Raw genomic sequence first — 19,444 nt, forward strand, 5'->3', positions numbered from 1 at the left:
CCAACGATCACAATGCTCATGGTCCGCTCCTTCCTCCATTGAACACCGACATCCTACACGGAGATCGGCGGGAGGGGCGGGCCATCCATAAAGGGGGCCGAAGCCCCCTGATCCTTTGTGTCGCGGGGCCTCAGCCCTCGGCTTCGGTCTCTTCGGCGGGGGTCTCCTCCGCCGGAATGTCGCCATCTGCAATGGTGACCGACAGCATGTAGTCGGGTTCCTCGACCGCGCCATTGGCGGCGGAGTTGCCCTTCTTGATGCTGTCCAGCACGTCCCAGCCCTCGATCAGCTGACCGACGACGGTGTATTCGCCGTCCAGGAAGGGCGCGGGGGCCAGGTCGATGAAGAACTGGCTGTTCGCGCTGTTGGGGTCCATCGCGCGGGCCATGCCGACGGTGCCGCGATCGAAGGTGGCGTCGCTGAACTCGGCCTCCAGATCGGGCAGGTCGCTGCCGCCCATGCCGGCCATGGCGGTGTCGCCATCCTGGCGGCCGTTCTGCACGTCGCCGGTCTGCGCCATGAAGCCGTCGATCACGCGATGGAAAACGACGCCGTCATAGGCACCCGACTGCGCAAGCTCGACCAGGCGGGCGACGTGGTTGGGGGCCAGGTCCTCGCGCAGATCCAGAACCATCGTGCCCTTGGAATTGCCCTCGGCATCGGCGACCTCGATCACCATGTTCGGGCCATCGGTATCCTCGACGGCCGGGTTGGTGCCTTGGGCGGTGGCGGCGGTGCCCAGCATCAGCAGGGCGGGGATCAGGGCGATTTTACGCATCGGCGGCCACCTTGACGCTGATCATGCGGTCGGGGTTCACCGGGGGTTCGCCGCGCGCGATCTTGTCGACATGCTCCATGCCCTCGATCACGCGGCCATAGACCGTGTACTGACCGTTCAGGAAATGGTTGTCGCCAAAGTTGATGAAGAACTGGCTGTTCGCGCTGTTGGGGTTCTGCGACCGTGCGGCGCCGATGGTGCCCCGGTCATGCGGCAGCTTGGAGAACTCTGCCGGCAGATCCGGCATGTCGGAACCACCCGTGCCGGCGCGGCCCGGATTGTAGTTCTTTTCCATGTTGGCATTCGCGACATCGCCCGTCTGTGCCATGAAGCCGTCGATCACCCGGTGAAAGGCCACGTTGTCATAGGCACCGGCGCGGGCCAGCTCCTTCATGCGCGCGGTGTGCTTGGGGGCAACATCCGACAGCAGCTCGATGACGACGGGACCGTCCTTCAGCGTGATGACGATGGTGTTCTCGGGATCCTTGATCTCGGCCATGCGGGCCTCCTTTTGCCGTGTTCGTCCCCTGATCTAGGGATTGATGCGCCGAAGGGCAACGCGCGAAACCGTGACGGCGCGCGGAACAGGCCCGCCGCGGGTGGTCCCGGCAAGGCTTTGCCGAACGGCTGCGGTTGACGGCGCGACCGCCATGCGGGACAAGTTCGCGACATTGCGACACCGAAGGATGCGACATGGCCAAGTTCAATACCATCGACGACATGGATCTTGCCGGAAAGGTCGTGCTGACCCGCGTCGACGTGAACGTGCCGGTCGAGAACGGGCAGGTCACGGACGCCACCCGGATCGAAAAGATCGTCCCCACCGTTAAGGCCATCCAGGCCAAGGGCGGCATCCCGGTGCTGCTGGCGCATTTCGACCGTCCCAAGGGACAGCGCGTGGACAGCATGAGCCTGCGCCAGATCGTCCCCGCGCTGGAGAAAGCGCTGGGCCAGGAGGTTGTCTTTGCCGACGACTGCATCGGCGGACCGGCCAAGCGGGTCGTGGCGGCCCTGAAGCTTGGCCAGATCGCGCTGATGGAGAACACGCGGTTCCATGCCGGAGAGGAGGCCAATGACGCCACCTTTGCGGCATCGCTCGCGGCGCTGGGCGGGGCCTATGTGAATGACGCGTTCTCGGCCGCGCACCGGGCGCATGCCTCGACCGAGGCGTTGGCGCGGCTGCTGAACGCCGGTGCAGGCCGCCTGATGGAGGCCGAACTGAAGGCGCTGGACGCAGCCCTGGGCGATCCGCAGCGGCCAGTGATGGCGGTCGTGGGGGGCGCCAAGGTCTCGACCAAGCTGGAGCTGCTGACGAACCTGGTGGAAAAGGTCGATCATCTGGTGATCGGCGGCGGCATGGCCAACACTTTCCTGGTGGCCAAGGGAGTTGAGGTCGGCAAATCGCTGGCCGAGCGCGACATGGCGGATACCGCCCGCGCCATCCTGAAGAAGGCCGAGGCGACGGGGTGCAAGATCCACCTGCCCGTGGACATCGTGGTCGCGCGCGAATTCAAGGCGGGTGCCGAGTCGCAGACTCTGCCGGTCGATCAGTGCCCGGCGGATGCGATGATCCTGGATGCCGGTCCTGACACGGTCGAGGCGCTGCGTCAGGCCATGACGGCCTGCAAGACGCTGATCTGGAACGGCCCGCTGGGCGCCTTCGAGATCGAGCCATTCGATGCCGCCACCAACGCGGCGGCCCGTGCGGCGGCGGAGCTGACCGCGCAGGGCGCGCTGGTCTCGGTCGCCGGGGGTGGCGATACCGTGGCGGCGCTGAACAAGGCCGGGGCGGCAGAGGGCTTTACCTTCATCTCCACCGCGGGCGGTGCGTTCCTGGAGTGGATGGAAGGCAAGACCCTGCCAGGCGTCGCAGCCCTGGAGGCCGCGCGCCGCTGACCCCTAGGGCGATGCGGGCTGGCCTGCATCGCCCGGCACCCCGGTCGGCCCTTCGGGGCCGGCAGCCGGGGGCAGGCCCCGGGCCTGCGACTCATAGTCCGACAGCATCTTGAGCCATTGGAAATAGGCCAGGGGCGGGGTGACGCGTTCGGGGCTCTGCACCGTCAGGGCGGGCAGCATCTCGGTCTGGGTGGCGCCGGATGAGATCGGGCGCATCCAGATCGCGCGCTGATCGGCGCCGATCCGGGTCTCCAGGGCGCTGGACCCGATGCCGAAGATCGGCACCTGGTAATGCGCCAGGGTCGTGGTCATGAACATGGCTTCTCCTTTCGGGCACGGGCCTGACCCCATGATATGCCGAAAATTCGTCTGAAACTCGATTCAACTGTCGTTAAGGTTTTAGCGATAACGTGCGCGGGCCGGCGGCGTTCGCAAATCCCCCTGTATTTGTTAGCGTAACCAGCATTGCCGCGGGTGGTCTGCATGCTATCCAGCAGCCGAAATAGAGGAGAGTCCCATGCAGATGACCGACACGGTGCGCCGCATCCTGGCCAATTACGAAGGCGAGACGCCGGGCGTGAAGGCGCAGTTGGCGCGCATGCTGATGACCGGCAAGCTGGCCGGTACAGGCAAGATGATCATCCTGCCCGTCGACCAGGGGTTCGAGCATGGCCCCGCACGGTCCTTTGCGGCCAACCCGGCCGGATACGACCCGCATTATCATTATCAGCTGGCCATTGACGCGGGGCTGAACGCTTATGCCGCGCCCCTGGGCATGATCGAGGCGGGCGCGGATACGTTCGCGGGCCAGATCCCGACCATCCTGAAGGTCAACAGCGCCAACAGCCTGATGTCGGACACGGCGGGCAAGAACCAGGCGATCACCGCTTCGGTGGACGATGCCCTGCGTCTGGGTTGCGCGGCGGTGGGATTCACCATCTATCCCGGCTCGGACATGGCGCTGGACATGTTCGAGGAGATCGTCGAGATGCGCCGCGAGGCCGCCGCCAAGGGCGTGGCCACAGTCATCTGGTCCTATCCGCGCGGCGAGGCCGTGACCAAGGACGGAGAGACGGCCATCGACGTGGCGGCCTATGCCGCCCAGATCGCGGCGCTGATCGGCGCGCATATCATCAAGATCAAGCTGTCCACCGACCACCTGATGCTGCCCGAGGCCAAGAAGGTCTATGAGGAGAAGGGCATCGACGTGTCCAGCCAGGCCAAGCGGGTCGCGCATTGCATGCAGGCCAGCTTTGGCGGGCGGCGTATCGTGGTGTTTTCGGGCGGTGCGGCCAAGGGGGTCGATGCGGTGTTCGACGACGCGCGTGCGATCCGCGAGGGGGGCGGCAACGGCTCGATCATCGGGCGGAACAGCTTTCAGCGGTCGCGTGAGGATGCACTGGAGATGCTGGGCAAGCTGGTCGACATCTACAAGGGTGCCTGATCGGAGGCTGCCTGATCCGGGGCCACCTGAGCGATCCAGCGGACGCGCCCCCAAGGGGGCGCGGCGCCATCAAGCGCCTGACGGCGCGGGACGGGGGCCTTTCGGCCCCCTCTTTCAAACCTCTTCGATGCGCAGCTCGACCGGGTCGCTGACCAGGACGCCGGTGCGGGGCAGGGCCTCGATGGCGAAATCGATGGCCTCGGGGGTGGTCTTGTGGGTGACGACCAGGACCGGGACGCTGGCGGGGCTGTGCTGGCCGTATTGGCGCATCCGGTCGATCGAGATGCCGGCATCGCCCAGGACCGTCGCGACCTTGGCCAAGGCGCCGGGTTTGTCCTGCAGCTCCAGGCGGATGTAATAGGCGGCGGGGACGGCCGTCCGGGCGGGCTGGGCCACGGTCAGCGTATCGGCGGGCTGCCCGAAGACCGGCAGGCGCACGCCGCGGGCAATTTCCACGATGTCGGACATGACGGCGCTGGCGGTGGGGCCTTCGCCGGCACCGGCGCCGCGCAGGACGATCTGACCGACGCTGTCGCCCTCGATCACCACCATGTTGGTGCCGCCCACCAGCTGCCCCAGGGGGCTGTCCGCGGGCACGAGGCAGGGGGACATGCGCTGTTCCAGCCCGCGGGCGGTCATCTGCGCCACGCCCAGCAGCTTGATGCGATAGCCCATGTCGCGGGCGCGGTGGATGTCGTCGATGCTGACGCGCTCGATCCCCTCGATCTCGACGGCGTCGAAATTGACCTGCGTGCCGAAGGCGATCGAGGAGAGGATCGCCAGCTTGTGGCCCGCGTCGATGCCGCCCACGTCCAGGGTCGGGTCCGCCTCCAGATAGCCCAGCTGGCGCGCCTCCTCGAAGACGGCGTCATAGGGCAGGCCCGCGCTTTCCATCCGGGTCAGGATGTAGTTGCAGGTGCCGTTCATGACGCCCATCACCCGGGTGATGCGGTTGCCGGCCAGCGATTCGGTCATCGACTTGATGACCGGAATGCCGCCCGCCACGGCGGCCTCGAAGCGGATCACGCGGCCCAGGCTTTCGGCCAGCTGCGCAAGGTCCTGACCGTGCATGGCCAGCAGGGCCTTGTTGGCGGTCACGACATCCTTGCCCGAGCGCAGCGCGGCCTCGATGCTGTCGCGGGCGATGCCTGCGTCGCCGCCGACCAGCTCGATGAACAGGTCGACGTCATCGGCAGTGGCGACGGCCATCGGGTCGGTTTCCCACCGATAGCCCGACAGGTCCGCATCGCGGTTCTTCATGCGGTCGCGGGCGCTGACCGCGGTGATCGCCACGGGCCGACCCGAGCGCATGGCCAGCAGGTCGGCGTGTTTCTGCACGATCTTGACGACACCGATCCCGACGGTGCCAAGCCCGGCAATGCCGAGGCGGAGGGGGGACGACATGAGTGCCTCTCATCCTTGATTTCGCGGGTGTTAGCGCGCCGGGCCGCCTGTTGCAACGCGCGATGCGGTCGCGTCTAGATCCAGCGGCGCGTGCGGGCGGCGTAGGCGGGGTACTCGGCTGGAAACAGGGCGGCCAGGCGGCGTTCCTCGGGCGCAATAAACCGGGTCGCGATGACGCGCGCAAAGGCCCAGGCCAGCGGCAGGGCCGCGGGCCAAGCGTTCCACATCAGGCACAGGCCCAGCAGGATCAGCAGGTCGGCCAGATAGATCGGGTTGCGCGACCATGCGAAGGGTCCGTGCGTCACCAGGGCTGCCGGTTGGCCGTGTGGGTCAACGGTCGTGCGCGCCCGCGCCATGCTCAGCGCCGCCCAGCCCGCCAGCAGCAGGCCTGCGCCCACCAGCACCCATCCCGGCCAGGCGGGCAGGGACAGCGGCGGCAGCACCCGGCCCGTCAGCCAGGCCACGCCCGTAAAACCTGCCAGCCAGACGGGCGGCAGATCCGGTGTCAGGCGCATCCGGGCCTCATTCGCGCCACAGATCCGCGACCCAGGGCGTAGGGCGGACGTAATGGCGCAGATGCTTCAGGAAGCCTTCGCGGCGGTCGCCGGTAAAGGCCGCGCGCAGATGGGCCAGCGGCGGGCGGGCCTGATCGACCTCATCCCACCGCCCCAGGATGGCGTCGGGCGGGTTGAGGCTCCCGGGGAACATCACGATGCGCGTGCCCACCGGAATGCGCGGATCGCGCCAGTAGTTCGTCGGAAAGGTCGGCACGCAGTGGAAACGGAAATGCGCCAGCCAGCCGCGCGGCCAGAACCGGACCCCGCCGGGCGCATTGCGGGTGACGAACCGCTGTTCGTATTTGTAGGTATCTGCCACCCTCTGCGGATCGGCGGCAAAGATCTGCTGCAGCGGCGCCAGCTTGCCCACCCGCATCCGATAGACCGAGGTCTGGCCCATCTTCTCGAAAGGCGTGTTGGGGTTCAGCCCCAGGATGGTGTCGTCCGGGTCGCCATGCGCGAAAAATGCGTCCAGATCGCCGGTGACGATGACGTCCAGATCCAGGAACAACACGACCCCCGTCACGTCCCCCAGATCGCCCCACAGCCGCGATTTCGGCCATTTGCCGCGCGTGTTGACCGGCGCCTGATAGACGAAATCGGGCAGGGGCCGGACCCCTACGTCAGGATGCAGCCCGGTGCCGTCATCGGTAAAGCAATACAGACGAAAGGGCGGCGTGATGTTGCGGGCGACCATCGCATGCAGGCGGTTGACGTATTCCGGCCCGAACTTGGTGCCCCACTTGATGCAGATGATCTGCTTGATCGATCCGTTGCGCCCGTCGTTCATCGCTGTTCCCATCCGCTTTGCGCGCAGCGTTTCACAGCCCGCGCTGCGGGGCAAGACCGGCCTGCGACGGGCGCTGACGGCGGGGGGTGCGGGGGGCTGGCCCCCCGCCGTCGCGGGACGCAATCCTCAGGGGCGCGTGGCGCGGATCAGGGCCAGGATGTCCGCTGCGGCCGAAGGGATGTTGGTGCCCGGGCCAAAGATCGCCTTGACCCCGGCGCGGCGCAGGAAATCGTAGTCCTGCTGGGGAATGACCCCGCCGCAGATGACCAGGATGTCACCCGCGCCCGCCGCCTTCAGCGCCTCGATCAGCTTGGGCGCCAGTGTTTTGTGCCCCGCCGCCTGGCTGGAGATGCCGATCACGTGGACATCGTTGTCCACCGCGTCCTGCGCGGCCTCCTCGGGGGTCTGGAACAGCGGGCCCACATCGACGTCGAACCCGATATCGGCGAAGGCCGTGGCGATCACCTTGGCGCCGCGGTCATGGCCGTCCTGACCCATCTTGACGACCAGCATGCGGGGACGGCGGCCCTCCTCCTCGGCAAAGGCCTCGACGTCTCGCTGGATCTGCGCGAACCCCTCGTCGCCCTCATAGGCCGCACCATAGACCCCGGCCAGGGTGCGGACCTCGGCGCGGTGGCGGCCGAACACCTCCTCCATCGCGGTGCTGATCTCTCCGACGGATGCGCGGGCGCGCGCGGCTTCGACCGCGGCCTCCAGCAGGTTGCCGCCCTCGCGGGCGCGCCGGGTGATCTCGGCCAGGGTGGCGGTCACGACCGCCTCGTCGCGCTGGCTGCGGATGCGCTCCAGCCGCTCGATCTGGCTCTTGCGAACGGCGACGTTGTCGATGTCCAGGATGTCGATCGGGTCCTCGGTCTCCTTGCGGTACTTGTTCACACCGACGATCACGTCCTCGCCCCGGTCGATCAGGGCCTGGCGGCGCGCCGCCGTCTCCTCGATGCGCAGCTTGGGCATGCCCGAGGCCACGGCCTTGGTCATGCCGCCCATCTCCTCGACCTCCTCGATCAGCGCCCAGGCCTTGTCGGCCAGCTCGGCCGTCAGGCTCTCGATGTAATAACTGCCGGCCAGCGGGTCGATCACGTTGGTGATGCCCGTCTCCTCCTGCAGGATCAGCTGGGTGTTCCTGGCGATGCGGGCGCTGAATTCCGTGGGCAGGGCGATCGCCTCGTCCAGCGCGTTCGTGTGCAGCGATTGCGTGCCGCCCAGGGCCGCCGACATCGCCTCATATGCCGTGCGGATGACGTTGTTGTAGGGGTCCTGCTCCTGCAACGACACGCCCGAGGTCTGGCAATGCGTGCGCAGCATCAGGCTGCCCGCCTTTTTCGGCGCGAATTCGGTCATGATCCGGTGCCACAGCAGGCGGGCGGCGCGCAGTTTCGCGATCTCCATGAAGAAGTTCATGCCGATGGCGAAAAAGAACGACAGCCGCCCCGCAAAGGCGTCCACGTCCATCCCGGCGGCGATGGCGGCGCGCACGTATTCGCGCCCGTCGGCCAGCGTATAGGCCAGCTCCTGCACCAGGTTCGCGCCCGCCTCCTGCATGTGATAGCCCGAGATCGAGATCGAGTTGAACTTGGGCATCTCGTCCGAGGTATACTGGATGATGTCCGCGATGATCCGCATGCTGGGTTCGGGCGGATAGATATAGGTGTTGCGGACCATGAACTCCTTGAGGATGTCGTTCTGGATGGTCCCGGACAGCACCTTGCGGGAATGGCCCTGCTCCTCTCCGGTCACGATGAAATTCGCCAGAATCGGGATGACCGCGCCGTTCATGGTCATCGACACCGACACGCGGTCCAGGGGGATGCCGTCGAACAGGATCTTCATGTCCTCGACCGAATCGATGGCCACGCCTGCCTTGCCGACATCTCCCTCGACGCGGGGATGGTCGCTGTCATAGCCGCGATGGGTCGCCAGATCGAAGGCCACCGACACGCCCTGCTGGCCCGCATCCAGCGCCTTGCGGTAAAAGGCGTTCGACGCCTCGGCCGTGGAAAAGCCCGCATATTGCCGGATCGTCCAGGGGCGGCCCGCATACATCGTGGCGCGCGGGCCGCGGGTGAAGGGCGCGATGCCGGGCAGGCCGTCCAGATGCGCCATGCCCTCCAGATCGGCGGCGGTATAGAGCGGCTTGACCGCGATACCCTCCAGCGTGTCCCAGGTCAGGCTGTCGGGGTCACGGCCCTTCAGCTCCGTCTCGGCCAGCTTGCGCCAATCCTGCAGTGTGGGTTTTGTCATGATCCATCCTTTCCTGCGGCCCGTCCTGCCCTATATTCAAAGCATGACGAGGTGCCGATGAAGTTGAAATTTATGATTTTCGTGATGGCGCTTGCCGCCATGGGCCCGGCGCGTGACGCGCCCGCACCCGACGCAGAGGAAGTGCGCGACACCCGGTCGCAGGGCAGTTCCGCCCGCCTGCCACCGGTCCAGAGCCAGCAACCCGCTCCCGACCAACCAGAAACTGACGCGGCGCGTCCCGGCGCCGCGATGCAGATCCTGGACGCGGCCGAGGTGCGGCCGGATGCGTTCCTGTGGACGCAGCGGCCGGTGGTGGTCTTTGCCGACACGCCCGACGATCCGTCCTTCCTGCGCCAGGTCGAATCCCTGCGCAGCGGTGCGGCGGCCCTGGCGGGGCGCGACGTGGTCGTGGTGATCGACAGCGATCCTGCCGCGAACAGCCTGTGGCGACAGCAGCTGCGGCCCCAGGGCTTTTCGCTGTTGGTGATCGACAAGGACGGGCAGGTCAAGATCCGCCGCCCCAGCCCCTGGGACGTGCGCGAGATCGGGCGCGCCATCGACCGGCTGCCGCTGCGACGCCAGGAGGTCGGGCGCGGAAGCCTGCTGCGATAGGCCGCCGGGGCGCGAAACTTGTGGATTTGCGGCGCGTTCCCTATATCATGGACAGCATCGGGCAGGGTGTCCGGTGCTTGAGAGGACAGGATCATGGCCAAATCGCGTACAGACCGCAGCGCCGCATCCGCAGCGCCATCCCATTCCCCGGCAGCCCCGCGCCGCGCCGATATCGGTGCAGCCCGCCCCGAGGCCAAGCCAAAGCCCACCGCCGTCAGCCGCGCCAACGAGATCGTGCGCGCGATCGGATTGCGTCCCATCACCGGTCTCTCCGGTCCGAAGATCGGCTACTGACATCGCGCGCGGCCAGCCGGTCGCGCATCTGGGCCAGTTCCGCAGGCAGGCGCTGCGCCATCTGTGCAACGGACGCCGCCTCATCCGCATCCAGCATCCGGTTCACCGCCTCGGCGCCGCCCTGCAGGCTTTCGGTCAGCACGCGAATGGCCTGGATGCCGGTATCGCGGGTTTCCTCCATCAGCGACAGGTAATCGGCCATCATCTGCGCGGCGCGCGGCGGATCGTTGCGCGCAATGCGGCGCAGGTCCGTGGCCAGCGCGCCCATGATCGATAGCAGCCGGTAATACAGCACGATCGGGTCGATGATCGGTGCGGGCAGGATATGGATATCGGCGATCACCGCACCAAAGATGCGGTCATTCGCATGCTGGGGCAGGGTGGGGACGAAATCGCCCGTGGCCATGCGTGCGATCAGCAGGGCCGCGTCCTCTGGTGTCGGGGTCTGCTGTTCCAGCGCAAAGACATGGGCGCGGATCTCGGCCAGCAGGGCGCGCTGCAGGTCCGTCTCGCGCGCGCGGCGCAGGGCGGCGTCGCGACGGCGGGTCTGGGCCGCGACCACGATCCAGCCGATGGCGACGAACAGGCCGGTGACGACCGCCTGCTGCAATTGCGGGCTGAGATGGGCGTCAAGCGGGGCCATGGGAACCTGCCGTGCGACCCGCGCGTCCTGTCATGACAAGGAGATCGCCGATGACCCGCCTGTGCCTGACTGCCGTGATGGCCCTGTGGCCCGTGATGGCCCCCGCCGATACCGCGCGTGGAGGGGCAGCGCTGACCGTGACACCGGTGGAGGGCGACACGCTGCGCGCGCTGCGCTGGCAGGCGCGCCCGGTTCTGGTGCTGGGCCCGCAGGTGCAGGTCCGGGACCAGATCGCCGTGTTGCAGGCGCAGGCTGCGGCCCTGGCCGACCGTGACGTGGTGTTGCTGACCGATGGCCCGGGCGCCGACGCGCTGGACGCGGGTGCGGGGTTCCGGGTGCTGCTGATCGGCAAGGATGGCGGGGTCAAGCTGGACCAGTCCGACCCCGTCACCGCCGACCGGATCATCGCGCTGATCGACAGCATGCCGATGCGCCGCCGCGAGGCAAACTGAACCCCGGTCATCGCCGCGACCCGGCGGTCAGCGCCGCAAGCCCCGCCGCCAGATGCCCCGCCACCGCCGCGGCCAGCGCCTGACCCACCGTCAGGCGATCGTCCAGCAGCAGCACCAGCGCCCCGCCCCAGATCACCGCCGACAGCGGCAGCGCGATCAGCCAGTACCGAAGGCCCCGCCAGCGCCCGGCCAGCGTGCCGAACACCAGCTGGAACAGCGCCAGCCCCACCAGCGGCGGCAGGACATAGGCCAGCGGCAGGTCTGTCCCGCCCAGGGGAACGGTCGTCCCGCCCGCCACCGCCAGCACGCCCGCCGCCCCGGTCAGGGCGATCAGGGCGGCCAGCAGCCAGGCGGGCAGGGTGCGGATCATTCGAACTCCATGATCACGTCATCGACCTTGAGGCTTTCGCCCGCCGCCGCGTTGACGGATTTGACCACGCCGCGACGTTCGGCGCGCAGGATGTTCTCCATCTTCATGGCCTCGACCGTGGCCAGGGCCTGACCCTCCTGCACCTCGTCGCCCTCCGCCACGTTGACCTTGACGATCAGGCCGGGCATCGGACACAGCAGGAATTTCGACGTGTCAGGCGGAAGCTTTTCGGGCATCAGCCGCGCCAGCTCCGCCGCGCGCGGGCGGCGCACATGCACCTTCAGGTCGGCGCCGCGCATCCGCAGCCGCAGGCCCGCCGGGATCTTGTCGACCTTGAGAACCAGCGGGCGGCCGTCGACCTCCAGCCGGGCCAGCGACTGTCCGGGGCGCCAGTCGCCCTCGACCCGCAGGGTACGCCCGGCGATGGCGACATCGGCGCCGTCGCGATCGGCGCTGATCTGCACGGGCCAGTCATGGCCGCCGGCAAAGACCACCCAATCCTCGCCGACATGGCGCTCGTGATTGTCCAGGCGACCGCTGATCCGGGCGCGGCGGATCTCGGCCACGCGGTGCATGGCGGCGGCAGCGGCGGCCAGGCGCAGCAGGTCATCCTCGAGCAGGGTCGCGCCCTGGAAGCCGTCGGGATATTCCTCGGCGATGAAGGCGGTGGTGATGTCGCCCGCGACGAACTTCGGATGGTCCATCACCGCCGACAGGAAGGGCAGGTTGTGGCCGATCCCCTCGACCTCGAACCCGTCCAGCGCGGTGCGCATCGCCTCGATCGCCTCAGCGCGCGTGGGCGCCCAGGTGCACAGTTTCGCGATCATCGGGTCATAGAACATGCTGATCTCGCCGCCCTCGTAGACGCCGGTATCGTTCCTGACCGCCGCCGCGCCGGTGGGCGCGCCATGGGCCAGCCACTTGCCTCCCGACAGCATCGGCCCCGCCGCCACCTCGACCGGGGGACGATAGCGGGTCAGCCGCCCGATCGACGGCAGGAAGCCGCGATAGGGGTCCTCGGCGTAAAGCCGGCTTTCCATCGCCCAACCGGTGATCTTCAGATCCTCCTGCGCAAAGGGCAGCGGCTCTCCGGCGGCGACGCGGATCATCTGTTCGACCAGATCGACGCCGGTGATCAGCTCGGTCACCGGATGCTCGACCTGCAGGCGGGTGTTCATCTCAAGGAAATAGAAGTTGCGCCGTCCGTCCACGATGAATTCGACCGTGCCCGCGCTGGTATAGCCGACGGCCTTGGCCAGGGCCACGGCCTGGCTGCCCATCGCGGCGCGCGTGGCCTCGTCCAGGAAGGGCGAGGGGGCCTCCTCGATGACCTTCTGGTTGCGGCGCTGGATCGAGCATTCACGCTCGTGCAGATAGACCGCGCCGCCATGCTGGTCGGCCAGCACCTGGATCTCGATATGGCGGGGCTGGGTCACGAATTTCTCGATAAAGATCCGGTCGTCGCCAAAGCTGTTGGCGGCTTCGGATTTCGACGATTCGAACCCCTCGCGCGCCTCGTCGTCGTTCCAGGCGATCCGCATGCCCTTGCCGCCGCCGCCCGCGCTGGCCTTGATCATCACCGGATAGCCGATCTGGGCGCTGATGGCCGCTGCCTCATCGGCATCCGCAATCAGGCCCATATGGCCGGGCACGGTGCTGACGCCTGCCTCCTGCGCCAGCTTCTTGGAGGTGATCTTGTCGCCCATCGCCTCGATCGCGCCCGAGGGGGGGCCGATGAAGACGACGCCCTCGGCCTCCAGCGCCTGCGCGAACAGCCGGTTCTCGGACAGGAAGCCATAGCCGGGATGGACGGCCTCGGCGCCGGTCTGGCGGATGGCGTCCATGATGCGGTCGATCACGATATAGGACTGGTTCGCCGGAGAGGGGCCGATATGGACCGCCTCATCCGCCATCTTGACATGCAGCGCGTTGCGGTCGGCGTCGGAATAGACGGCGACCGTCGCAATGCCCATGCGGCGCGCGGTCTTGATGACACGGCAGGCGATCTCGCCCCGGTTGGCGATCAGGATTTTCTTGAACATGGGCTCCCCCCCAGGACGGCATGTGAAAAGGCCGCCCGGAGCATGACGCTCGGGACGGCCTGGCAGAGTGATGGCGCGACGGGCGCGCCGATCAGGCTGTTACTGGCACAGCTGGAAGTCGTTGCACAGCGCACCGGCAGCACCACCGATGGCCGCGCCGCGGATGACGTTGCCACCGCTGACCGAGGCTGCGGTCGCGCCGACGCCTGCGCCGATGAGCGCGCGGTCGGTGTCGGTGGGGTTGATGCCCTGGGTGCAGCCTGCAACGGCGGTTGCGCCGACAAGGGCTGCGACGGCAAAGAATTTCGGCATGATGAGAGTTCCCTGGTTATGGTGGCAGGAGCGCAACGCGCATCCTGCCGGATCGTTTCACGTCGGTCGCCGAGGCGCCGATCAGCGGCGCTGGCAGACGCCCGCGTCGTCGCACAGCGCGCCGCCGACGGCACCGATGGCCGCACCGGTCGCGATGTCTTCGTTGAGGGCGCGTGCGATGACCGCACCGGCAACCGCACCGCCTGCGGCGCGCTGCGCGTCAGGCGTGATCCCGCCGCCCTGATAGCCGGGTGCGCAGGCAGCCAGACCGGCTGCGACGAATGCCAGACCGGCGACGCGGAGGGTGAAGAGGTTCTGCATGATATGAAGCCTGTATTGATGGGCCCGCTGCGGGCCGGTTGGTGGTGGTGACGGGTTATCGCACGGCCGCACCCCGCGTCAAACTGACATGCGTGTGACATCAAGGGGTTCAGCGCCAAATCGCCCATCAGTCGTCATCCGCCTCGTCGTCGTCCCACGCATCCGTGTCGTCCCAGTCAAAGGCGGGGGCGGCATCGGTCACGAACAGTTCGGGGAAGGCAGCCTCGGCTGCGGTCATGTCGACGCGCAGCATCTGGTCGTAATCGGCGGGATCGAATTCGCCCACCGCCACGACCTCGCGGCCGATCAGCCAGGACAGGCGTCCAGCGTCAAGGTTGCCGCGCGGAAAGGGTTCGTCGCCGAAATTCGCGATCAGCGCGGACAGGAAACCCGCATCGGCGCGCTTGTCGGCGGGCCGGCGGTCCTTGAACCGTTCGCGTCGCGTGATGGGCGTGGCGCCCTTCTTGCGATTCTCGCGACGGATCACGAATTGGAAATCGGTGCCGGGCAGGCGCCCGGGAAAGCCGCGATGCTTTAGCATGGCGTAGCCCCTGTGCTGGGGCGCGCGGGACGGACCGCTGCGCGCGGGCAGGCGGCCCGCCCGCGCGCGATGATCACAAGATGTGGATCAGAACTTGCCGCGATAGACCGGTTCGGTCGTGACGGGGTTGGCCATGGCGCCGGCGGGCGCGGTCGGCACGAACACGTCGTTGGGCTGCTGGCGCTGGCAGGCGGCGAAAGCCGAAACCAGGACGAGGCCGAGGATGATCTTTTTCGACATGAGGACAGTCTCCTGTAGGGCGGGCGGCAATGGGCCCGGCTGCTCGGGGTGTGGTCGGCTTGTTGGGTGGCCGGCCTGCGCGCGATGATAGCCGCAGGTCGCCCGATCAGACAGGGACGCGCGGTCGCGGACGCCAAAGCGCCGCCCCCCTGTGGCCCTGCTGCATCATTCACGATCTTGTGCACCCTGCGCCCGTCCCTGTCCGTCACAGCGGAATGTTGTCGTGTTTTTTCCACGGGTTCGTCAGGCGCTTGCCACGCAGCGACGCAAAGGCCCGCGCCACCCGGCGGCGCGTGCTGCGCGGCTGGATCACCTCGTCGATGAAGCCCTTTTCGGCAGCCACGAAGGGGTTGGCAAAGCGGTCCTCATAGTCCTTGGTGCGCGCCGCGATCTTGTCCGCGTCGTCCAATTCGTTGCGATACAGGATCTCGACCGCGCCTTTGGCGCCCATCACCGCGATTTCGGCGGTGGGCCAGGCATAGTTGAAATCGCCGCGCAGATGCTTGGACGCCATCACGTCATAGGCCCCGCCATAGGCCTTGCGGGTGATGACCGTGACCTTGGGCACCGTCGCCTCGCCATAGGCGAACAGCAGTTTCGCGCCATGCTTGATGACGCCGCCATATTCCTGGCCGGTGCCGGGCAGGAAACCGGGAACATCGACCAGGGTCAGGATCGGGATCTCGAACGCGTCGCAGAACCGCACGAAGCGCGCCGCCTTACGCGAGCTGTCGATGTCCAGGCACCCCGCCAGCACCATCGGCTGGTTGGCCACCACGCCGACGGTCTGCCCCTCGATCCGGATGAAGCCGATGATGATGTTGCCCGCGAAATCCTTCTGGATCTCGTAGAAATCACCCTCGTCCGCGACCTTGGCGATCAGCTCCTTCATGTCATAGGGCTGGTTCGGGTTGTCGGGGATCAGCGTGTCGAGACTGGGCTCGATCCGCGCCGGATCGTCGAAGAAGGGCCGCGTCGGCGCTTTTTCGCGGTTGTTCAGCGGCAGGAAATCGAACAGGCGGCGAATTTCCGACAGCGCCTCGACATCGTCCTGGAACGCACCGTCGGCCACCGACGATTTTTTGGTATGCGTGGACGCACCGCCCAGCTGTTCTGCGGTCACGACCTCGTTGGTGACGGTCTTGACCACGTCCGGACCGGTCACAAACATGTAGGAGGTGTCGCGCACCATGAAGATGAAATCGGTCATCGCCGGCGAATAGACCGCGCCGCCCGCGCAGGGGCCCATGATCACGCTGATCTGCGGCACCACGCCGGATGCCATGATGTTGCGCTGGAACACGTCGGCATAGCCCGCAAGGCTGGCCACGCCCTCCTGGATGCGCGCGCCGCCCGAATCGTTCAGCCCGATCACGGGGGCGCCGTTCTGCATGGCCATATCCATGATCTTGCAGATCTTCTGGGCGTGGGTTTCCGACAGCGACCCGCCGAAGACGGTAAAGTCCTGGCTGAACACATAGACCATGCGCCCGTTGATCGTGCCCCAGCCCGTCACCACGCCATCGCCATAGGGGCGGTCATCCTGCATCCCGAAATCGGTGCTGCGATGGGCGACGAACATGTCGAATTCCTCGAAGCTGTCCTCGTCCAGCAGCAATTCGACCCGCTCGCGGGCGGTCAGCTTGCCGCGGGCGTGCTGCGCGTCGATGCGCCGCTGCCCCCCGCCAAGCCGGGCCTGCTGTCGCCGTTCCTCCAGCTGTTGCAGAATATCCTTCATGGCGGGCCTCCCTGTCGCTTTGCCGGACGGTAGATCGACCGGGCCGCGCGGCAAAGCAGATTCGGGTAAATTTGCAAAGAATGCGGACGTCGCGCGTTGCGAACTGCAACCTTGCAAATTCCGTCCTGCAGCGGCCCCTTGACGGCGGGCCAAAGCGGGGGCAAGCCACGCGGATGGGATTGCAGATCGACATCGCGGCCATCCTGGCCAATCACGCGGCGCTGGCCGCCCATGCCCCGACCGCCCGTGCGGCAGCCGTGGTCAAGGCGGACGCCTATGGCCTGGGCGCCGCCACCGTCGCCCCGGCGCTGTACCGCGCGGGCGTTCGCGACTTCTTCGTGGCCCTGGCGCAGGAGGGGCGGGCCATCCGTCCGCTGCTGCCGCCCGATGCGCGCATCAACGTGCTTTCCGGGCATATGGCGGGTGCTGACCTGACCGGCCTGACCCCGGTCCTGAACAGCCCCGAGCAGTTCTTTCGCGACCGCGCCATGCGCCCCGGCCAGCCCTTTGCGATTCAGCTGGACAGCGGCATGAACCGCCTTGGCATGGAGGCCGCCGAATGGGCCGCCATCCGCGCCGAGGCGCTGGCCGCCGGTCCCGCCTTCATCATGTCGCACCTGGCCTGCGCCGATGAACCTGACCACCCCGCCAATACCGCGCAGCTGGCCACGTTCCGCGCGATGACCGATGGCTGCGGCGTGCCGCGATCGCTGGCGGCGACGGGGGGCATCCTGCTGGGGCCGGATTACCATTTCGACATCGTGCGCCCGGGCGTGGGCCTCTATGGCGGGATGCCCTTTGCCGATGCGCGGGGGGTGGTCACGCTGTCGCTGCGCGTCATCCAGACCCGCGACGTCCGCGCCGGAGAGATGGTCGGCTATGGCGCCAGCTGGCACGCGCCCCGCGACTGCCGCATTGCCACGGTCGATGCGGGCTATGCCGACGGCATCCTGCGGTCGCTGTCGGGCAAGGGTGCGCATCTGTTCGCGGGCGACACGGCCTGTCCCATCGTCGGGCGCGTGTCGATGGATCTGATCACCGTGGACGTGACCGCGCTGGCGACGGTTCCCGACCGGCTGACGCTGATCGGCGCGCATCAGCCCATCGACCGGCTGGCCGATATCGCCGGAACCATCGGATACGAGGTGCTGACCTCTCTGGGGCTGCGCTACGAGCGGACCTATCTGTGACCGCCATCCGCGCGATCGGACGGCCCGCCCTTGCTGCGACCCGCGCCATCGGGGCGGTCGCGCTGTTCGCGGCACGCGGTCTGGCGGGGCTGGGGCCGGGCAGCGGGGCGGCCATCGCGCGCCAGTTGATCCAGATCGGCTGGCTGTCGCTGCCGGTCGTCGGGTTGACGGCGCTGTTCACCGGCGCGGCGCTGGCGCTGCAGATCCATTCGGGCGGGGCGCGGTTCCAGGCCAGCGACGTGGTCCCCGCCATCGTGGCCATCGGCATGGTCCGCGAACTGGGCCCGGTGCTGGGCGGGCTGATGGTCGCGGCGCGCGTCGCCAGCGCCATCGCGGCCGAGATCGGCACCATGCGCGTTACCGAACAGATCGACGCGCTGGTCACCCTGTCGGCCGATCCGATGCGCTGGCTGGTCACGCCGCGCCTGTGGGCGGGGATGCTGTGCGTGCCCGTGCTGGTCGCGGTGGGCGACATCATCGGCATCATGGGCGGCTGGCTGGTGGGGACGACCTCGCTCGGGTTCAACTCGGCCAGCTACATTGCCAACAGCTGGGCCTATCTTGAACCCTGGGACGTGACCTCGGGGCTGATCAAGGGCGCGGTCTTCGGGTTGGTGGTGACGCTCTCGGGCTGCTGGTTCGGGATGCGCGCGGGGCGTGGCGCGGCGGGCGTGGGCCGTGCGGTAACCAATGCGGTCGTCGCCGCCGCCGTGGGGATCCTGGCGGCCAATTTCGTGCTGACGGGGTTGTTCTTCGAATGATCACGCTGCGCGGCCTGACCAAGTCCTTTGGCGACAAGCCCGTCCTGGACGGCATCGACCTCAGCGTCGCTCAGGGAGAGAGCCTGTGCGTCATCGGCCAGTCGGGCACCGGCAAATCGGTGCTGCTGCGCTGCATCCTGGGGCTGGAGGCGCCCGATGCGGGCCAGGTGCTGTGGCAGGGCGCACCGCTGGACCGGCGCCGCTTCATGGCGCAGTTCGGCATGCTGTTTCAGGGCGCCGCGCTGTTCGACAGCCTGTCGGTCTGGCAGAACGTGGCGTTCCGGCTGCGCCAGCGGATGGACGACCGCCGCGCCCGCGCCATCGCGCTGGACAAGCTGGCGCGCGTGGGCCTGGGCCCCGAGGTTTCCGACCTGATGCCCGCCCAGCTGTCGGGCGGCATGGCGAAACGCGTGGGCCTGGCCCGCGCCATCGCCGATGATCCGGCGGTGATTTTCTTCGACGAGCCCACCACGGGGCTGGACCCGATCCGCGCGCGGGCCATCGACGCGCTGATCCGCGGCATCGTGACCGAGACCGGGGCCACCGCCATCACCATCACCCATGACATGGACAGCTGCCGCATCATCGGCGACCGCGTGGCGCTGCTGGCGCAGGGGCGGATCGCGCATGACGGGCTGGTCCGCGACATGGATCGCGCGCCCGCCTTGGCCGCTTTTCTGGGCAGGGCGCCCGTGCAAGGGGGCACGGATGCCGCGTCGTGATGCAACCTTTGCGCCGGTGCCGTCGTTCTGCCACAAACAGGGGCAGTTCCGCCCGAAAGCTGACCAACATCAACTTGT

At 67.7% G+C, this 19,444-nt stretch carries 23 protein-coding genes; 8 read left to right on the forward strand and 15 right to left on the reverse strand.

What is annotated here, in order from left to right; all coding sequences use genetic code 11:
* Positions 1–130: 130 nt before the first annotated feature.
* Complete coding sequence (locus ABS73_RS06720) at positions 131–778, reverse strand: peptidylprolyl isomerase (RefSeq protein ID WP_277018024.1); 648 nt, start codon at positions 776–778, stop codon at positions 131–133.
* The gene (locus tag ABS73_RS06725; RefSeq protein ID WP_136855134.1) at positions 771–1,277 is read right to left on the reverse strand and encodes a peptidylprolyl isomerase; all 507 of its coding nucleotides are present in this window, start codon (positions 1,275–1,277) and stop codon (positions 771–773) included. The genes ABS73_RS06720 and ABS73_RS06725 overlap by 8 nt, the downstream gene beginning before the upstream one ends.
* A 194-nt stretch (positions 1,278–1,471) precedes the next feature.
* On the opposite strand from ABS73_RS06725, the gene ABS73_RS06730 reads away from it, so the two are divergent.
* Positions 1,472–2,674 carry a phosphoglycerate kinase gene (locus ABS73_RS06730; RefSeq protein WP_277018026.1) on the forward strand — a complete coding sequence of 401 codons (1,203 nt, stop codon included), beginning with the start codon at positions 1,472–1,474 and terminating at the stop codon, positions 2,672–2,674.
* Between the two features lie 3 nt (positions 2,675–2,677).
* Here ABS73_RS06730 and ABS73_RS06735 read toward each other — a convergent pair whose 3' ends face one another.
* A complete protein-coding gene (locus ABS73_RS06735; protein WP_277018028.1) occupies positions 2,678–2,992 on the reverse strand; it encodes a hypothetical protein in 315 nt (104 codons plus the stop codon).
* A 199-nt stretch (positions 2,993–3,191) separates the two neighbouring features.
* Between ABS73_RS06735 and ABS73_RS06740 the strand changes: the two genes are divergently transcribed.
* Entirely contained in the window at positions 3,192–4,118 is a 927-nt protein-coding gene (locus tag ABS73_RS06740) for a class I fructose-bisphosphate aldolase (protein WP_277018029.1), read from the forward strand.
* Between the two features lie 114 nt (positions 4,119–4,232).
* On the opposite strand, the gene ABS73_RS06745 is transcribed toward ABS73_RS06740, so the two are convergent.
* The 4 genes from ABS73_RS06745 to scpA all read right to left on the reverse strand — a co-directional run bounded on the left by ABS73_RS06745 (position 4,233) and on the right by scpA (position 9,128).
* Positions 4,233–5,522: a homoserine dehydrogenase gene (locus tag ABS73_RS06745; protein WP_136855138.1), complete on the reverse strand. Its 1,290-nt coding sequence runs from the start codon at positions 5,520–5,522 to the stop codon at positions 4,233–4,235.
* A 74-nt stretch (positions 5,523–5,596) separates the two neighbouring features.
* On the reverse strand, positions 5,597–6,037 hold the full coding sequence (locus ABS73_RS06750; protein ID WP_277018032.1) for a methyltransferase family protein: 441 nt from the start codon (positions 6,035–6,037) through the stop codon (positions 5,597–5,599).
* A gap of 7 nt (positions 6,038–6,044) precedes the next feature.
* The gene (locus ABS73_RS06755) at positions 6,045–6,869 is read right to left on the reverse strand and encodes a glycosyl transferase (RefSeq protein ID WP_277018033.1); all 825 of its coding nucleotides are present in this window, start codon (positions 6,867–6,869) and stop codon (positions 6,045–6,047) included.
* A 126-nt stretch (positions 6,870–6,995) separates the two neighbouring features.
* Positions 6,996–9,128 carry a methylmalonyl-CoA mutase gene (gene scpA / locus ABS73_RS06760; protein ID WP_277018035.1) on the reverse strand — a complete coding sequence of 711 codons (2,133 nt, stop codon included), beginning with the start codon at positions 9,126–9,128 and terminating at the stop codon, positions 6,996–6,998.
* Between the two features lie 57 nt (positions 9,129–9,185).
* Between scpA and ABS73_RS06765 the strand changes: the two genes are divergently transcribed.
* Entirely contained in the window at positions 9,186–9,740 is a 555-nt protein-coding gene (locus tag ABS73_RS06765; RefSeq protein WP_277018037.1) for a DUF4174 domain-containing protein, read from the forward strand.
* Between the two features lie 93 nt (positions 9,741–9,833).
* The gene (locus ABS73_RS06770; RefSeq protein ID WP_277018039.1) at positions 9,834–10,034 is read left to right on the forward strand and encodes a hypothetical protein; all 201 of its coding nucleotides are present in this window, start codon (positions 9,834–9,836) and stop codon (positions 10,032–10,034) included.
* Here the strand turns inward: ABS73_RS06770 and ABS73_RS06775 are convergent.
* A complete protein-coding gene (locus ABS73_RS06775; protein ID WP_277018041.1) occupies positions 10,000–10,677 on the reverse strand; it encodes a hypothetical protein in 678 nt (225 codons plus the stop codon). The genes ABS73_RS06770 and ABS73_RS06775 overlap by 35 nt on opposite strands.
* A gap of 50 nt (positions 10,678–10,727) precedes the next feature.
* On the opposite strand from ABS73_RS06775, the gene ABS73_RS06780 reads away from it, so the two are divergent.
* Positions 10,728–11,129 carry a DUF4174 domain-containing protein gene (locus ABS73_RS06780; protein WP_277018044.1) on the forward strand — a complete coding sequence of 134 codons (402 nt, stop codon included), beginning with the start codon at positions 10,728–10,730 and terminating at the stop codon, positions 11,127–11,129.
* Between the two features lie 7 nt (positions 11,130–11,136).
* Here ABS73_RS06780 and ABS73_RS06785 read toward each other — a convergent pair whose 3' ends face one another.
* From ABS73_RS06785 to ABS73_RS06815, 7 genes are all read right to left on the reverse strand, one after another.
* Complete coding sequence (locus ABS73_RS06785; protein WP_277018047.1) at positions 11,137–11,499, reverse strand: hypothetical protein; 363 nt, start codon at positions 11,497–11,499, stop codon at positions 11,137–11,139.
* Positions 11,496–13,541, reverse strand: a complete 2,046-nt coding sequence (locus ABS73_RS06790; RefSeq protein WP_277018049.1) for an acetyl-CoA carboxylase biotin carboxylase subunit — start codon at positions 13,539–13,541, stop codon at positions 11,496–11,498. The genes ABS73_RS06785 and ABS73_RS06790 overlap by 4 nt, the downstream gene beginning before the upstream one ends.
* Before the next feature lie 99 nt (positions 13,542–13,640).
* A complete protein-coding gene (locus tag ABS73_RS06795; protein ID WP_136855147.1) occupies positions 13,641–13,853 on the reverse strand; it encodes a YMGG-like glycine zipper-containing protein in 213 nt (70 codons plus the stop codon).
* A gap of 81 nt (positions 13,854–13,934) precedes the next feature.
* Positions 13,935–14,174, reverse strand: coding sequence for a hypothetical protein (locus tag ABS73_RS06800; protein ID WP_277018051.1), 240 nt, complete (start codon positions 14,172–14,174; stop codon positions 13,935–13,937).
* A gap of 127 nt (positions 14,175–14,301) precedes the next feature.
* Positions 14,302–14,715 carry a hypothetical protein gene (locus ABS73_RS06805; protein WP_277018053.1) on the reverse strand — a complete coding sequence of 138 codons (414 nt, stop codon included), beginning with the start codon at positions 14,713–14,715 and terminating at the stop codon, positions 14,302–14,304.
* An 87-nt stretch (positions 14,716–14,802) separates the two neighbouring features.
* Positions 14,803–14,955 (reverse strand): hypothetical protein, encoded by a 153-nt coding sequence (locus tag ABS73_RS06810; protein ID WP_169306194.1) that lies wholly within the window; start codon positions 14,953–14,955, stop codon positions 14,803–14,805.
* A 205-nt stretch (positions 14,956–15,160) separates the two neighbouring features.
* A complete protein-coding gene (locus ABS73_RS06815; RefSeq protein WP_277018054.1) occupies positions 15,161–16,693 on the reverse strand; it encodes an acyl-CoA carboxylase subunit beta in 1,533 nt (510 codons plus the stop codon).
* Positions 16,694–16,866: 173 nt separating this feature from the next.
* On the opposite strand from ABS73_RS06815, the gene alr reads away from it, so the two are divergent.
* From alr to ABS73_RS06830, 3 genes are read left to right on the forward strand one after another with little or no spacing between them, the layout of a single operon-like run.
* Complete coding sequence (alr, locus tag ABS73_RS06820; RefSeq protein ID WP_277018057.1) at positions 16,867–17,883, forward strand: alanine racemase; 1,017 nt, start codon at positions 16,867–16,869, stop codon at positions 17,881–17,883.
* A complete protein-coding gene (locus ABS73_RS06825) occupies positions 17,880–18,644 on the forward strand; it encodes an MlaE family ABC transporter permease (protein ID WP_277018059.1) in 765 nt (254 codons plus the stop codon). Before alr ends, ABS73_RS06825 begins: the two co-directional genes overlap by 4 nt.
* Positions 18,641–19,366: an ABC transporter ATP-binding protein gene (locus tag ABS73_RS06830; RefSeq protein WP_277018061.1), complete on the forward strand. Its 726-nt coding sequence runs from the start codon at positions 18,641–18,643 to the stop codon at positions 19,364–19,366. Before ABS73_RS06825 ends, ABS73_RS06830 begins: the two co-directional genes overlap by 4 nt.
* Positions 19,367–19,444: the final 78 nt, after the last annotated feature.

The sequence above is a fragment of the Paracoccus sp. SCN 68-21 genome (assembly GCF_001724535.1).
GTDB lineage: Bacteria > Pseudomonadota > Alphaproteobacteria > Rhodobacterales > Rhodobacteraceae > Paracoccus > Paracoccus hibiscisoli.

Excerpts from the sequence above, each read along its gene's own strand:
- ABS73_RS06720 (WP_277018024.1), bottom strand. The coding sequence starts at position 778 with ATGCGTAAAATCGCCCTGATCCCCGCCCTGCTGATGCTGGGCACCGCC.
- ABS73_RS06725 (WP_136855134.1), bottom strand. The coding sequence starts at position 1,277 with ATGGCCGAGATCAAGGATCCCGAGAACACCATCGTCATCACGCTGAAG.
- ABS73_RS06730 (WP_277018026.1), top strand. The coding sequence starts at position 1,472 with ATGGCCAAGTTCAATACCATCGACGACATGGATCTTGCCGGAAAGGTC.
- ABS73_RS06735 (WP_277018028.1), bottom strand. The coding sequence starts at position 2,992 with ATGTTCATGACCACGACCCTGGCGCATTACCAGGTGCCGATCTTCGGC.
- ABS73_RS06740 (WP_277018029.1), top strand. The coding sequence starts at position 3,192 with ATGCAGATGACCGACACGGTGCGCCGCATCCTGGCCAATTACGAAGGC.
- ABS73_RS06745 (WP_136855138.1), bottom strand. The coding sequence starts at position 5,522 with ATGTCGTCCCCCCTCCGCCTCGGCATTGCCGGGCTTGGCACCGTCGGG.
- ABS73_RS06750 (WP_277018032.1), bottom strand. The coding sequence starts at position 6,037 with ATGCGCCTGACACCGGATCTGCCGCCCGTCTGGCTGGCAGGTTTTACG.
- ABS73_RS06755 (WP_277018033.1), bottom strand. The coding sequence starts at position 6,869 with ATGAACGACGGGCGCAACGGATCGATCAAGCAGATCATCTGCATCAAG.
- scpA (WP_277018035.1), bottom strand. The coding sequence starts at position 9,128 with ATGACAAAACCCACACTGCAGGATTGGCGCAAGCTGGCCGAGACGGAG.
- ABS73_RS06765 (WP_277018037.1), top strand. The coding sequence starts at position 9,186 with ATGAAGTTGAAATTTATGATTTTCGTGATGGCGCTTGCCGCCATGGGC.
- ABS73_RS06770 (WP_277018039.1), top strand. The coding sequence starts at position 9,834 with ATGGCCAAATCGCGTACAGACCGCAGCGCCGCATCCGCAGCGCCATCC.
- ABS73_RS06775 (WP_277018041.1), bottom strand. The coding sequence starts at position 10,677 with ATGGCCCCGCTTGACGCCCATCTCAGCCCGCAATTGCAGCAGGCGGTC.
- ABS73_RS06780 (WP_277018044.1), top strand. The coding sequence starts at position 10,728 with ATGACCCGCCTGTGCCTGACTGCCGTGATGGCCCTGTGGCCCGTGATG.
- ABS73_RS06785 (WP_277018047.1), bottom strand. The coding sequence starts at position 11,499 with ATGATCCGCACCCTGCCCGCCTGGCTGCTGGCCGCCCTGATCGCCCTG.
- ABS73_RS06790 (WP_277018049.1), bottom strand. The coding sequence starts at position 13,541 with ATGTTCAAGAAAATCCTGATCGCCAACCGGGGCGAGATCGCCTGCCGT.
- ABS73_RS06795 (WP_136855147.1), bottom strand. The coding sequence starts at position 13,853 with ATGCCGAAATTCTTTGCCGTCGCAGCCCTTGTCGGCGCAACCGCCGTT.
- ABS73_RS06800 (WP_277018051.1), bottom strand. The coding sequence starts at position 14,174 with ATGCAGAACCTCTTCACCCTCCGCGTCGCCGGTCTGGCATTCGTCGCA.
- ABS73_RS06805 (WP_277018053.1), bottom strand. The coding sequence starts at position 14,715 with ATGCTAAAGCATCGCGGCTTTCCCGGGCGCCTGCCCGGCACCGATTTC.
- ABS73_RS06810 (WP_169306194.1), bottom strand. The coding sequence starts at position 14,955 with ATGTCGAAAAAGATCATCCTCGGCCTCGTCCTGGTTTCGGCTTTCGCC.
- ABS73_RS06815 (WP_277018054.1), bottom strand. The coding sequence starts at position 16,693 with ATGAAGGATATTCTGCAACAGCTGGAGGAACGGCGACAGCAGGCCCGG.
- alr (WP_277018057.1), top strand. The coding sequence starts at position 16,867 with ATGGGATTGCAGATCGACATCGCGGCCATCCTGGCCAATCACGCGGCG.
- ABS73_RS06830 (WP_277018061.1), top strand. The coding sequence starts at position 18,641 with ATGATCACGCTGCGCGGCCTGACCAAGTCCTTTGGCGACAAGCCCGTC.